This window comes from Facivitalis istanbulensis (assembly GCF_040560405.1).
Lineage (GTDB): Bacteria > Pseudomonadota > Alphaproteobacteria > Sphingomonadales > Sphingomonadaceae > Sphingomonas > Sphingomonas istanbulensis.
The window spans coordinates 40393-54094 of record NZ_JAVSCQ010000004.1; the positions used below are offsets into that span (position 1 = coordinate 40393).

Here is a 13702-nt window from a genome sequence, read left to right on the forward strand (position 1 = left end):
CTCAGTTCCTTCCCACCACGGGGGGCACGCTGCTTGTTCCCGCGACCGGTGCCACGCTGCTGTTGCTGCCGCGCGCCACCCGGACGAAGGGTCCGGTCACGCCGGCGGGCATGCCCGGGGCGGCCGGCGGGGCGGGGATGCCCATGCCCATGCCCGCACCGCTGCCGGACCCGCCATCGGCCCGACGGCCGGGCACGTTGCGCCGCTGATAGCGCGAGACATCGCCGCCGGTGGCGTAGGAGGCATGGTCGACCATCGGCCGCGTCTGTTCGGGCGGCTGGTCGCCGGTCACCGAGTGATCGGCCAGCGCGCGCAGCGACAGCGACAGCGTGCCGACCGTCTGCGCGACGGCCAGTTGCTCGGCCATTTTCGGCGTCGCCTCGACGGTGACGGTGGTGAAGGTGCGGACCGGCGTCTTGCCGTCCTCGCTCTGCGTGTCGGTGCGCTGGTCGGTCGCCAGCACGCGGACGTTGCGCATGATCGTCTCCGACGCCTTGAGCGGTGGGCCGTCGCCGCCGCCCGCCACATCCTGGGTCAGGACCATGTCGATGCGGTCGCCGGGGAAGACGAAGCCCGCCACGGCGGTCTGGGCGGAGACGGGCACCGTCACCGCGCGCATTCCGGGCGACAGGGCCGCAGCCAGGAAGCCGCGATCGCCCGGCTTCACGATCGCCGCCTGGGTCAGCGGCTGTCCCGCCGGGACGGCATAGCGCAGGACGGTGCCCTGCAACTGTGCCAGCTGGGTCTGGCCCTTCACGAAATAGGCGCCGTTGACCATGTCACGCGGCCAGGGCTGGAACTTCAGCGCGGTCGGGTCGATGATGGTGCCGACGGTCAGGGTGCGGGTCGCCACCAGGATCTCGGGGCTCGGCTCGGGCGGCGGCGCGGTGATGACGGTGGCATTGGCCTGGGGCACGGCGGCCCTCGACACCACGGTCCGCGCGAACAGCGCGGTGATCCCGGCGACGAGCAGCGCCCCCATCAGCAATATGACTTTACGCCTGTCCATATCCGGTGCGTTCTTGGCCCTGTTGCCGGAGCCCCACGCCCGGCCTTTCCCGGCGTTATCTAGGAAGGAAGGGGTTAAATATCGGTTCTCGCAGCAGCAGGAGCCCGGCGATCGCGATGGCGACGCCATAGGGAACCTCGATCGGCCCGGACCGGCGCGCGCGCGCGACCCGCTGGTCGATCAGCATCGCGACCGTCACCGCGCCTCCCGCCAGCGACATCAGCAGCAACATGCGCATCAAGGGCTGGGGCGGCAGCCACAGCGCCAGCGCGGCGATCATCTTCACATCGCCGCCGCCCATCATGCCGACGCGAAAGGCGAGCGCGAACAGCAGGAACAATCCGATCCCCAGCGCGATCTGGATCGCGATATCGGGCCAAAGGGCCCAGCCGCTCGACCACCACCATAGCGGCGCGATCAGCGCGATCGCGATATTCTTGCGATCCGCGATTTCGCGGGTGCGGGCATCCTCGATCCCGGCGGACAGGAGCAACAGCCCCAGCGCGCAGATCAGGGCGATACGGACAATCGGCCACTCCATCGCCCAAAGACCTAGACGACAGGGCTTTCCAAACCGTAACCGGGGGCCGGATGAACGACCCGCTTGCCCTTCGCCGGACCATACCGTCCGCCGCGCGCCTGTCCCGCTGGATCGCGCCCGATGGCTGGGCGCATCGCCGGTTCGACTGGATCGCCGATGCGCCGGTCGGACGCCTGTTGTTCCAGACCGGGCGCGCCGATGTCATCGAGAAATATCTGGAAGTCTTCGCCCATCTGGTCGCGCGCGGATGGAGCGTCACCGCGTTCGACTGGCGGGGCCAGGGCGGATCGGGGCGGTTGCTGGCCGATCCGCATATCGGCCATGCCGACGATTTCGCCGTGCTGGTCGCCGATCTGGCCGCCTTTTGGCGCGCATGGCGTGCCGAGGAACCGGCGGCGGGCCCCGCCGTCCTGCTCGGCCATTCGATGGGTGGCCATCTGGCGTTGCGCGGCGTGGTGGAGGGCGCGGTCGATCCCGATGCGCTGATCCTGGTCGCGCCGATGCTGGGGCTGCGCCTGCCGCTCGGGCCCTGGCTGGGGCGCGCGATCGTGCGGACGATGGCGGCGACGGGATTGCGCGAGCGGCCGATCTGGCAGTCGCGCGAACGGCCGGGACTGCATACGCGGCAGGGCAATCTGACCCATGACGGCGACCGCTATGACGATGAACGCTTCTGGTATGAGCGTCAGCCCGCACTGGAACTCGGGCCGCCGAGCTGGGGGTGGCTCGCCGCCGCACTGCGTTCGATCGACGGGCTGGCCCGCAATTCGCGTCCGGCAGGGCTGACTCTGCCGGTGCTGATGCTGGTGGCCGAGGCGGACCGGCTGGTCGATGCGCGCGCCGCGCTGGCCGTGGCCGAACGGTTGCACGCGCGCACGGTCACGTTCGGGCGGGAGGCGGCGCATGAACTGCTGCGCGAGACCGATGCGGTGCGGCGGCGTGCGCTGGCGGCGATCGACGGCTTTCTGGGCGGGATCGCGGCATGAGCTATGACGTGGCGATCATCGGTGCGGGCATGGCCGGGGCGAGCCTCGCGGCAGCGATCGGCGACCGCGCGCGCGTGATCCTGATCGAGGCGGAGGACATGCCCGGCCGCCACGCGACGGGTCGGTCGGCGGCCTTCTGGTCGGAAACCTATGGCGGCCCGGCGGTGCAGCCGCTGACCACCGCGTCGGGCGAGGCGTTGCGGCGCGGCGGCTATCTGACGCCGCTCGGCTCGTTGCATATCGGTCGCGCGCAGGACGCGGCGCAGATCGAGCGGTTGCTGGTCGATTTCGCGGACACCGGCGTGGCCCTCTCGCGGGTCGATCCGGCCGCGCGGGTGCCCGGCCTGCGCCCCGAATGGGTGCATGGCGTGTGGGAACCGAGCTGCGCCTATATCGACGTCGCGGCGCTGCACGCCGATTATCTGGCGCAGGCGCGCGCGGCGGGGGCGGTGGTGATGACCCACGCCGCGCTGACCGCCGCCGAGCGCCATCCCGAGGGCTGGCGGCTGGCAACGCGCAGCGGTCCGGTGAACGCGGGCGTGCTGGTCAACGCGGCGGGGGCCTGGGCCGATCCGGTGGCGGCTTTGGCGGGCGTCGCGCCGATCGGCATCACCCCCTATCGCCGGACGATGGTGCAGTTGCGCACCGATCCGCCGGCAGCGGCGGGCCTGCCGCATGTCGTCGACATAAGCGGCCAATTCTATTTCAAGCCCGAGGCGGGGGGCCGGCTGTGGCTGACACCGCATGACGAGACGCCCAGCGTCCCCTGCGACATCGCGCCGGAGGAATGGGACGTCGCGGTCGCGATCGATCGGCTGGAGCATGTGGTCGACTGGCGCGTGGCGGCGGTCGAGCGGCGCTGGGCGGGGTTGCGCAGCTTCGCGCCGGATCGCGCCCCGGTCTATGGCTTCGATCCCGACCGGCCCGGCTTCTTCTGGTGCGCGGGGCAGGGCGGCTTCGGTATCCAGACCGCCCCCGCAGGCGCGGCGCTGGCGGCGGCGCTGTTGCTGGGCGAGGGGGGGATGCCCGGTGGCGTGGATGTCGCCCGCTATGCGGTGGATCGGTTCCGGCGGGCGGGATAGGCCAGCGGCGTCCTCTCGCCCCGTCCGTCAGTCTCCGCCGCCCGGCCCGGTGAAGTCGATCCGGATGCGGACCCAGGTACCGACCATTTCCTTGCCGCCGACCCGTGGTGCCCGGACGCGGAATTGCCAGGCGGCCTCGCGCATCGATCGGGCAAGACCCGAGCCGACCGGCGATTCGCCCAGAATGCGGCAGTTCTCCACGCGATAATCGGGGATGGTCCTGCACGCGATCATGGCCCAGCTGCCCGGCGGCGGGGCGCTGCGCAGATAGCCGTTGAGTTCGGCATTGCTGGGATGACGCGGATACCATTCGGCATTGTAGAGCCGCTCGCCGCCCGGCCCCTCGCCGGGGCCATAGGCCGAAGCGCTGTCCTGGCCGCGATCATCCCCCTTGCTCGCACCCACACCCTTGCCTTCCCCCTTGGGCATGGACGCGATATCACCCGCCGCGAACAGCGATTTGTCGCCCCATAGCCACGGGGTCGGCGCGGAGGTGTCGGCCGATTTCTCGGTCGGGGGGGTATGTGTTTCGGTCGGCTTCTTCGCGACCGTCGGTGCCTTCGACCCGCCCGCCGCCGCGGGCTTGCGCGTGGCTACCCGCGTCTTGGGCACGGGCGCGCCCGCATTCTCGGTCGAAGGCGAGAGCGCGAAGCTGTTGGACGAAGAGGATTTCTTCTGCTCGATCAGCCTGGGCGCAAGCTGGAACAACAGCCAGGCGAGCAGCAGATGCGCCAGCACCGTCAGCGTGATCGACGCCCCGCGCTCGCGCAGCGTCTCGCGATACCGTTCGGGCAGGCGCGCCAGCACCGCCATGGCCGCTCGCCCTATCGCCCGCGCGGCCAGCCCGCCCCGGCTCCGCCATCGGCATGTACGGCGGAGAAGGGGACGGGGCGCAAGGCGATCAGGCCCGGTTGGCGGCGGACAGCACCGCGCGGACGCTGGCGGTGGCGATGTCGGTGTCCAGCCCGACGCCGAACACGACCCGGCCATCGGCGGTGCGCGCCTCGACATAGGCGGCGGCCTGCGCATCGGCACCATGGCCGATGGCATGTTCGTTATAGTCGATCACCTCCAGATTGGGGCCGGTGGTGTCGGCCAGCGCGACGATGACGCTGGAGATCAGGCCGTTGCCGCGTCCCGAAATCGACTTTTCCTCGCCATCGACCAGCACGCGGCCGATAAAGGTCCGCTGCCCGGCCGAGCCGCTTTCCTCATAATCGCGCAGCACGAAACGATCGCCCTCGCGCGGCAGATAGGTCGCCTCGAACCCGCCCCAGATATCGGCGGCGTTGAGTTCGCGGCTGGTGGCGTCGGCCATTGCCTGGACATGGCGGCTGAAATCGGCCTGGAGCCGCTTGGGCAGCTTCAGCCCCTTGTCCTGCTCGATCACCCAGGCGACGCCGCCCTTGCCCGACTGCGAATTGACGCGGATGACGGCCTCGTAGCTGCGGCCCAGATCGGCGGGATCGATGGGCAGATAGGGAACCTCCCAAAGATCGTCGTTGCGCGCGGATTGGGCGGTAAAGCCTTTCTTGATCGCGTCCTGATGGCTGCCCGAAAAGGCGGTGAAGACCAGGTCCCCGGCATAGGGGGTGCGCGGATGGACGGGCAGGCTGGTGCAATATTGCACCGTGTTCACCACCTCGTCGATGTCCGACAGGTTCAGCCCGGGATCGACCCCTTGCGTGTACATGTTCAGCGCGACGGTCACGATGTCGCAATTGCCGGTCCGCTCGCCATTGCCGAGCAGGCAGCCCTCGACCCGGTCCGCGCCCGCCATCACGCCCAGTTCGGCGGCGGCGACGCCGGTGCCGCGATCGTTATGCGTGTGGAGCGAGATGACCACCGAGTCGCGGCTGGGAATGTTACGCCCGAACCATTCGATCTGGTCGGCATAGACATTGGGCGTCGCGCATTCGACGGTGGCGGGCAGGTTCAGGATCAGCGGATGGTCGGGCGTGGGCTTCAGCACGTCCATGACCGCGGCGCAGACCTCGATCGAGAAATCCAGCTCGGCGGTCGAGAAGGTCTCCGGGCTATATTCGAAGAACCAGTCGGTGTTCGGGCGCTTCGCCGCTTCGTCGCGCATCACCTTGACGCCCTCGACCGCGATCGCCTTCACCTCGTCGCGGGTCATGCCGAACACGATCTTGCGCCATGCCGGGCTGATCGCGTTGTAGAGATGGACGATGGCGGTCCGCGCGCCCTCCAGACTCTGGAAGCTGCGTTCGATCAGGTCGCGGCGCGACTGGGTCAGCACCTGGATCGTCACGTCGTCGGGGATGCGATCGTCGCGGATCAGGCCGGAGATGAAGTCGAACTCGGTCGCGCCCGCTGACGGAAAGCCGACCTCGATCTCCTTGAGGCCGACCTTGACCAGCAGGTCGAACATCCGGGTCTTCTTCTCGGCATCCATCGGATCGATCAGCGCCTGGTTGCCGTCGCGCAAATCGGTCGACAGCCAGCGCGGGGCCTTGGTGATCGTCCGGTTCGGCCATTGCCGGTCGGGCAGGGCGATGGTCGGGAAGGGGCGGTATTTGGTCGAGGGATCGCGCAACATGATCGGGTCTTCCAGCATTCTCGGCCGCGTCAGGCCAAAGGCGCAGCGGGGATAGGCTTATCGGTTGATTCCGCCCTTAGGGAAGTCGCGCATGGCCACGCCGATCCTCCCCTAAGGGCGGATAAGTCGAAGCGAACGGAGCAGCGGCGCGGCGATCATGATGGACCGGTTCATGCCGCGTCGGCGGCGGCTTGTCCATATCGAGATTGATGACGGGTGCCTGATGGCGACGGCACGAACGAACAAGGCCGCCCCGATGAGGAGCGGCCTTGCCGTGTTGGATCGTTGCACCAACCGGTCCTCCACCTCCCGTCAGGCACCACCCCGGCGAAGGCCGGGGTCCAGATGCCAGCGCGGGCGGGGCAGTCGACAACCTTTGCCCAACTGGATCCCGGCCTTCGCCGGGATGGTGTGGAGGGTTTGCAACGATCCCTGTCTTGGAAAGGGGATGACCTTACTGCGCGGTGAAGGCCGCGTTGATCATCAGGTCGACATCATCGCCCACGACCGGCGCATAGGCACCGACGCCGAAGTCCGAACGCTTGATCTTGGCGGTCGCGCGGAAGCCGATGTTCAGCTTCTTCGACATCGGGTTGGTGCCCGCACCGAAGAAGGTGGCGTTCAGCGTCACCGGCTTGGTCTGATCCTTGATGGTCAGGTTGCCGGTGATGACCGCCTTGGTCCCCATGACCTTCACGCCCGTCGAAACGAAGCGCGCGGTCGGATAGATCGCGGCGTCGAAGAAATCCTTCGACTTCAGGTGATGGGCGAAGGGGGCGGCGGTGACCGAGAGGTCGTCGATCTTGAAGGTCACGTCGACCTTGGCCGCCTGCGGACGCGCCGGATCGAGGGTCAGCGAGCCTTCCGACGCGCCGAACTGTCCGTCGAGCATCGAGAAGCCCATATGGTTCACCGACCAGGTGACCTGGGTGTGGGCGGGGTCGACGGCATAGGTGCCCGCGACGACGCGCGAGGCGACGGGCGCACCCGGCTGGGTCTGCGCGATGGCGGCGGGGGTGGCGAGAACGAGCGCCAGAGCGGCGGGAATGGCAAAACGCATGGAAGGACTCCCTGTTGGACCAAGCCTTCTTGGCCGCCGCCTATAACGCACGTCAAAGGCCAAGGTCGCAACGATGCGTTTCCGGGTTGGCGAGAGAATCTGGAGGTTGTGCCGACATCATTTCCTCCCCTGCAAGGGGAGGGGAGGTGGCAGGCCGTGAGCCCTGACGGAGGGGTGTCGCCCTGTCGAGAGCAGGGACACCCCTCCACCAGTTTCGCCGCTCTTGCCCGTTATAGGGAGGAAGAGCGATGAAATCGCTTAGTTCTTCGCCTTGTCCACCAGCTTGTTCGCCCCGATCCACGGCATCATCGCGCGCAATTCGCTGCCGACCTGTTCGATCGGGTGGCGCTTGGCGGCGATGCGGCTGGCCTTCAGCTCGGGCTGGCCGGCGCGGTTGTCGAGCACGAAGTCCTTCACGAAGCGGCCCGACTGGATGTCGGCGAGGACGCGCTTCATTTCCTTCTTCGTTTCCTCGGTGATGATGCGCGGGCCGGTCTTGATGTCGCCATATTCGGCGGTGTTCGAGATCGAATAGCGCATGTTGGCGATGCCGCCCTCATACATCAGGTCGACGATCAGCTTCAGTTCGTGGAGGCACTCGAAATAGGCCATTTCGGGGGCATAGCCCGCCTCGACCAGCGTTTCGAAGCCCGCCTGGACCAGCGCGGTCGCGCCGCCGCACAGCACGGCCTGCTCGCCGAACAGGTCGGTTTCGCATTCTTCGCGGAAATTGGTCTCGATGATGCCCGAACGACCGCCGCCGACGCCGCTCGCATAGGCCAGCGCGACGTCATGCGCGTTGCCGCTGGCGTCCTGATGGATCGCGATCAGGCAGGGCACGCCGCCGCCGCGCACATATTCGCTGCGCACCGTGTGGCCGGGGCCCTTGGGCGCGATCATGATGACGTCGATGTCCGCGGGCGGCTCGATCAGGCCGAAATGCACGTTCAGGCCGTGCGCGAAGGCGAGCGCGGCGCCCGGCTTCATGTTGCCCTTCAGGTCGGCGTCGTAGATCGCGGCCTGATGTTCGTCGGGCGCCAGGATCATCAGGATGTCGGCCCAGCCAGCCGCTTCCTTGTTCGACAGGACCTTGAAGCCCGCCGCTTCCGCCTTGCCGGCCGAGGCCGAACCGGGGCGCAGCGCGATCGCGACATTCTTGACGCCCGAATCGCGCAGATTCTGCGCATGGGCATGGCCTTGCGACCCGTAGCCCAGGATGGCGATGTTCTTGTCGGTGATCAGGTTCAGATCGGCGTCGCGATCATAATAGACACGCATTGGACTTCCCTTTCGAAATGAGTGGGCCGCTTGGGGCCTCTGATAGTCGGAAATGTAAAGAGGCTCAGGCCGCGTCCTTGCCCCGCGAAATGGCCGCGATGCCGGTGCGGGCGACCTCGACCAGCCCGACTTCGCCCATCAGTTCGACGAACTTGTCGATCTTGGCGATGGTGCCCGTCACCTCGAACACGAAGCTGGAGATCGTCGCGTCGACGACGCGGGCGCGATAGACTTCGGCGAGGCGCAGCGCCTCGATCCGGCGGTCGCCGGTGCCCGCCACCTTCACCAGCGCCAGCTCGCGCTCGACATGGTCGCCCAGCACGGTCAGGTCGGTGACCTTGTGGACGGGGACCAGCCGGTCGAGCTGGGCGATGATCTGTTCCATCACCGGCGGGGACGCGCTGGTGACGATGGTGATGCGGCTGACCGCCTTGTCGGCGGTGATTTCCGACACGGTCAGGCTTTCGATATTATAGCCGCGCGCGGTGAACAGCCCCGCGATCCGGGCGAGGATGCCCGGTTCGTTGTCGACGATCACCGCCAGCGTGTGGCGTTCCACCTGTTCGGTCTTGATGTGCATTTCCACCCCGTCACCCCGGCCGCAGCCGGGGTCTTCCTATCATGCGGTTCAGGCTGTCGGCCGGTGCCGGATCAGACGAGTGCCTTGGCCTCGTCGTCCATGGTGCCCGATACCTCATTGGCCTGCAGGATCATGTCGGTATGCGCCGCGCCGCTGGGGATCATCGGGAAGCAGTTGGCGAGCTTGGCCACGCGGCAGTCGACGATCACCGGCCCGTCATGGTCCAGCATCGCGGCGATGCCGTCCTCCAACTGGTCGCGGCGCTCGATCAGGATGCCCTTCCACCCGTAAGCCTCGCCCAGCTTCACGAAGTCGGGCAGCGAGTCCGAATAGCTTTCGGCATAGCGGCTCTCATAGGTCAGCTCCTGCCACTGGCGGACCATGCCCATATATTCGTTGTTCAGGATGAAGATCTTGACCGGCAGGCGATATTGCGTCGCCGTCGCCAGCTCCTGGATGTTCATCTGGATCGAGGCTTCACCCGCGATATCGATCACCAGCGCGCCCGGATTACCGAGCTGCGCGCCGATCGCGGCAGGCAGGCCATAGCCCATGGTGCCCAGCCCACCCGACGTCAGCCACTTGTTGGGCTTTTCGAAGCCGAAATGCTGCGCGGCCCACATCTGATGCTGGCCGACCTCGGTGGTGATGATCGGCTGGCGCGTTTTGGTCGCGTCGTACAGCGCGCGGATCGCCCGTTGCGGCATGATCGCGTCGCCATTCTCCGGGAAGGAGAGGCAGCCGACCGCGCGCCACCCGGCGATGCGGCGCTGCCACTCGGTGGTGTCGGGCTTGGGATGGTGGCGCGCCTTCCAGATGCGCACCGCATCCTCCAGCGCGTGGCCGACATCGGCGATGATGGCGAGGTCGACGCGGACATTCTTGTTCACGCTCGACCGGTCGATATCGACATGGACCTTGCGGCTGTTGGGGCTGAACGCATCCAGCCGCCCGGTCACACGGTCGTCGAACCGGCTGCCCAGCGCGACCACGAGATCGGCCTGGTTCATCGCCATATTGGCTTCATAGGTGCCGTGCATCCCCAGCATCCCCAGCCATTGCGGATCGCTGGCCGGAAACGCGCCCAGACCCATCAGGGTCGAGGTGACGGGCGCGCCGGTGATGCGGGCCAGTTCGCGCAGCAGTTGCGACGCCGCCGGGCCCGAATTGATGATGCCGCCGCCGGTGTACAGGATCGGACGCTCGGCGGCGGCCAGCATGTCGACCAGTTGTTCGATCTGGCTCTGGTCGGCCTTCACCTGCGGGCGATAGGTCTTGTGCCGGATCGGTCCCGGCTTCTGATAGCGGGCGGTGGCGACCTGCACATCCTTGGGGATGTCGATCACGACCGGACCCGGACGGCCCGAGGTCGCGATATGGAACGCCTCATGCACCACCTCGCCCAGCCGCGCGGGGTCCTTGACCAGATAGTTGTGCTTCGAACAGTGGCGCGTGATGCCGACTGTATCGGCTTCCTGGAACGCATCGGTGCCGATCAGCGCGGTCGGCACCTGCCCGGTGATGACCACCATCGGGATCGAATCGAGCAGCGCGTCGGTGATGCCCGTCACGGCGTTGGTCGCGCCCGGCCCGGAGGTGACGAGCACCACGCCCGGCTTGCCGGTCGAGCGGGCATAGCCCTCCGCCGCATGGGTCGCCGCCTGTTCGTGGCGGACGAGGATATGGCGGATGCGCACTCCGTTCCTGTTCGCGCGGAACAGCGCGTCATAGATTGGCAGCACCGCGCCACCCGGATAGCCGAAGACGACCTCCACGCCGAGATCGCACAGCGCCTCGACCAGAATATCGGCTCCGCTTTTCTCGGTCATCATCATCGTCCTTCTGCGTCCGTGCCCGCTAACGGGGCATGCCGGGAATGGCGCGGCTACAAGTTTAAAAAGTGCGCGTCAACCGTCAATTGCGCAATAATGTTTCTATTATGCTGCGACGCACATCGGATGCGGTGTCGGTAATCGTTGTCCAGCCGGGGCCGGGCTGATGGCGAAACCATGTAAATTGTCTTTTGGCATAACGTCTTGTCGCAAGCGCGCCCGCCGCCTGCGCTTCGCCGCGCGTCATTCGACCGTCGAGCAGGGCCGCGGCTTCCGGCACCCCGATTGCCCGGCGGATGGGGGCGTTGGCGGGCAGGTCCGGGCGAGCCAGGAGCGCCGCGGCTTCGTCCAGCCCTTCGTCCAGCATCTCGCCGAAGCGGGTGTCGATCCGGGCGTTCAACCAGTCCCGGTCGGGAAGCAGGATGACGGCGGACAGCGCGATGCGGTCGGCGATGCCGCCCTGCTTGTGCGCCTGCCATTCATGAAGCGGTCGCCCGGTGGAGCGCACGACCTCCAGCGCACGCGCGACGCGGGTGGTGTCGGCGGGGTTGAGCCGTACGGCGGAAGCGGGGTCTTCGACCGACAGCGCCTCATGGGCATCGGCGACGGGGAGCGCGCGAACCTCGGCACGGATGGCGGGATCGATCTCGGGCACCGGTGCGATCCCGTCGAGTAGCGTGCGCGTATAAAGGCCGGTCCCGCCGACCAGAATAGGGAGTGAACCCGCCGCGATGCTGTCGTCTATCGCCGCGCGGGCTTCCGCCGCCCAGCGCGCCGCCGAATAGCCGGTATCCGCGCCGTCGACATGGCCGAACAGCCGGTGTGGGGCTTGCGCAACCTCTTCAGGGGAAGGACGGGCGGTCAGGATCGACAGGTCGCGATACACCTGCGCCGAGTCGGCATTGATGATCGTACCGCCGGTCGCCTTCGCCAGATCGAGCGCCAATGCGGACTTGCCGCTGGCGGTCGGCCCTGCGATGAGCGCGACATTCGGGAGAGCCATTGTGTTCATTGCGACCTACATAGCGGATCAAAGTTTCGACGCCTCGATGCTTTCTGACGTTGCCTACGAATTCGACGGCGACTCCACAGCGGGACGGCTGGTTTCGGGGGAGTGGCTGGACGAAGGGCGCGCCTTCGACCTGTCCTTTGAGCCCGCCAATGGCTTTTCGGCGAGCGACTGCGCGGAACTGGCCGACCGTTTGAAGGAGGCTGCCCGTTCGATCGCCAAGGGTGGGTACGGACAGGATCTGTCGCTCGACGTCATCGTGCAGCCTGCCGCCCACCGCGAGAAGCGGCTGCTGGTCGCCGACATGGACTCCACGATGATCACCGTCGAGTGCATCGACGAACTGGCCGATTATGCGGGGATCAAGGCGCAGGTCGCCGATGTCACCGAGCGCGCGATGCGCGGCGAACTGGACTTTGCCGCCGCGCTGGATGCGCGCGTCGCGCTGCTCCAGGGGCTGGACGAAAGCGTCATCGAACAATGCCTGGCCGAGCGGGTGACGCTGATGGCGGGCGCGCGGACGCTGGTCCGCACGATGAAGGCGCGTGGCGGCCATGCGATCCTGGTGTCGGGCGGCTTCACCCGCTTCGCCGAGCCGGTCGCCGCCGAGATCGGCTTCGACCGCGCCATCGCCAATCATCTGGAGATCGCGCACGGCAAGCTGACCGGCACGGTGCGCAAGCCTATCGTGGGATCGGATACCAAGGAAAAGACGCTGGTCGCGGCGCTGGCCGAACTGGGGCTCAACGCTTCGGTCAGCCTGGCGGTTGGGGACGGCGCGAACGATCTGGCGATGATCCGGCGCGCCGGACTGGGCGTTGCGTATCGCGCCAAGCCGATCGTCGCGGGTGCGGCGGCGGCGCGGGTCGATCACAACGACCTGACCGCGCTGCTCTATGCCCAGGGCATTGCCCGGGCGGAGTGGGTTGAGGCCTGACGCCTTCTCGCTCCACGCGAAAGCGCCCGACGGCTAATGTGCCGCCGGGCGCTTTTTCAGGGACGGCGCGCGCGGATCAGGCGATCGAGCCGACCACCGCATGGCTGGACGATTCGTCCGGGCGGATCGCGCCACCGAACAGCATCTTCACCCGGCCCGACAGCGAGATGTCGGTTTCCCACAGTTCGGCCGAGCCGATGTCGAAGCGCAGCAGCGTCAGGTTCGGGTCGCTCTTGCCGCCGGGAAACCAGGCCACGACCTGGTTGTTCCACAGCTTGTCGATCTGTTGCGGATCATTGTCCTGCGACACATGCCCCGCCAGGCAGGCGAAGAAGTCGTGCCCCTTGGCCATGAATTGCGCCATCGCCTCGCCACCACCCGCGATGCGGTTGTCCTTGCCTGCAAAGAAGAAGAGCGTGTTGGGCTGATCGTCATCGATCTGCGCGGTCATCGGCTCGGAATGCCCGCCGTCGTGCAGGCCGATCATCACGAACGGGCTGTCCTTCAGCTTGTCGAGGAACTTGGCGGCGATTTCCTGCGGCGTGGCGTCGGCCATCTTGGCTCTCCTGTTCTGGGGGGTGACGGGAGAACGATGCGGGGGCGGGGATGGTTGCGGCTCCGTGGTCCTGTAGAAAGCAATTCTACAGGACAGCGCCCTGACGTTGATCGCCACGATGGGCCACATCACGGGTGACGGCAATTTCGCCGTCACTCACAGAAAGGACCACGGATGTCCGTGGCCGATCTGTGCCTGATCCTGGGCGTCATCATCGCCTTCGCGACCTTGGTCATGAAGATCGTTAAGGCTCGCAACAGGCAAGGTGCCCG

General features: G+C 67.2%; 13 protein-coding genes. 3 read left to right on the forward strand and 10 right to left on the reverse strand.

What is annotated here, in order from left to right:
- Position 1 precedes the first annotated feature (1 nt).
- Both cpaB and RN629_RS04055 read right to left on the reverse strand, forming a co-directional pair.
- On the reverse strand, positions 2-1009 hold the full coding sequence (gene cpaB, locus RN629_RS04050) for a Flp pilus assembly protein CpaB (RefSeq protein WP_407033989.1): 1008 nt from the start codon (positions 1007-1009) through the stop codon (positions 2-4).
- Between the two features lie 55 nt (positions 1010-1064).
- Positions 1065-1550: an A24 family peptidase gene (locus RN629_RS04055; protein WP_407033990.1), complete on the reverse strand. Its 486-nt coding sequence runs from the start codon at positions 1548-1550 to the stop codon at positions 1065-1067.
- A 50-nt stretch (positions 1551-1600) separates the two neighbouring features.
- On the opposite strand from RN629_RS04055, the gene RN629_RS04060 reads away from it, so the two are divergent.
- Both RN629_RS04060 and RN629_RS04065 read left to right on the forward strand, forming a co-directional pair.
- Positions 1601-2536 carry an alpha/beta fold hydrolase gene (locus tag RN629_RS04060; RefSeq protein WP_407033991.1) on the forward strand — a complete coding sequence of 312 codons (936 nt, stop codon included), beginning with the start codon at positions 1601-1603 and terminating at the stop codon, positions 2534-2536.
- Positions 2533-3618, forward strand: coding sequence for an NAD(P)/FAD-dependent oxidoreductase (locus RN629_RS04065; RefSeq protein WP_407033992.1), 1086 nt, complete (start codon positions 2533-2535; stop codon positions 3616-3618). Before RN629_RS04060 ends, RN629_RS04065 begins: the two co-directional genes overlap by 4 nt.
- 27 nt (positions 3619-3645) lie before the next feature.
- On the opposite strand, the gene RN629_RS04070 is transcribed toward RN629_RS04065, so the two are convergent.
- From RN629_RS04070 to miaA, 7 genes are all read right to left on the reverse strand, one after another.
- A complete protein-coding gene (locus tag RN629_RS04070) occupies positions 3646-4431 on the reverse strand; it encodes a hypothetical protein (protein ID WP_407033993.1) in 786 nt (261 codons plus the stop codon).
- A gap of 88 nt (positions 4432-4519) precedes the next feature.
- Positions 4520-6178 (reverse strand): 2-isopropylmalate synthase, encoded by a 1659-nt coding sequence (leuA, locus tag RN629_RS04075; RefSeq protein ID WP_407033994.1) that lies wholly within the window; start codon positions 6176-6178, stop codon positions 4520-4522.
- A gap of 454 nt (positions 6179-6632) precedes the next feature.
- Positions 6633-7238 carry a YceI family protein gene (locus tag RN629_RS04080; protein ID WP_407033995.1) on the reverse strand — a complete coding sequence of 202 codons (606 nt, stop codon included), beginning with the start codon at positions 7236-7238 and terminating at the stop codon, positions 6633-6635.
- 258 nt (positions 7239-7496) lie between these two features.
- On the reverse strand, positions 7497-8516 hold the full coding sequence (gene ilvC, locus RN629_RS04085) for a ketol-acid reductoisomerase (protein WP_407033996.1): 1020 nt from the start codon (positions 8514-8516) through the stop codon (positions 7497-7499).
- Positions 8517-8580: 64 nt separating this feature from the next.
- Positions 8581-9096 carry an acetolactate synthase small subunit gene (gene ilvN / locus RN629_RS04090; RefSeq protein ID WP_407033997.1) on the reverse strand — a complete coding sequence of 172 codons (516 nt, stop codon included), beginning with the start codon at positions 9094-9096 and terminating at the stop codon, positions 8581-8583.
- 71 nt (positions 9097-9167) lie between these two features.
- Complete coding sequence (locus RN629_RS04095; protein ID WP_407033998.1) at positions 9168-10925, reverse strand: acetolactate synthase 3 large subunit; 1758 nt, start codon at positions 10923-10925, stop codon at positions 9168-9170.
- Positions 10926-11010: 85 nt separating this feature from the next.
- Positions 11011-11940 (reverse strand): tRNA (adenosine(37)-N6)-dimethylallyltransferase MiaA, encoded by a 930-nt coding sequence (gene miaA, locus RN629_RS04100; RefSeq protein WP_407033999.1) that lies wholly within the window; start codon positions 11938-11940, stop codon positions 11011-11013.
- A gap of 37 nt (positions 11941-11977) precedes the next feature.
- On the opposite strand from miaA, the gene serB reads away from it, so the two are divergent.
- Positions 11978-12874 (forward strand): phosphoserine phosphatase SerB, encoded by an 897-nt coding sequence (gene serB / locus RN629_RS04105; protein ID WP_407034000.1) that lies wholly within the window; start codon positions 11978-11980, stop codon positions 12872-12874.
- Between the two features lie 76 nt (positions 12875-12950).
- On the opposite strand, the gene RN629_RS04110 is transcribed toward serB, so the two are convergent.
- The gene (locus tag RN629_RS04110) at positions 12951-13430 is read right to left on the reverse strand and encodes a pyridoxamine 5'-phosphate oxidase family protein (RefSeq protein ID WP_407034001.1); all 480 of its coding nucleotides are present in this window, start codon (positions 13428-13430) and stop codon (positions 12951-12953) included.
- Positions 13431-13702 lie beyond the last annotated feature (272 nt).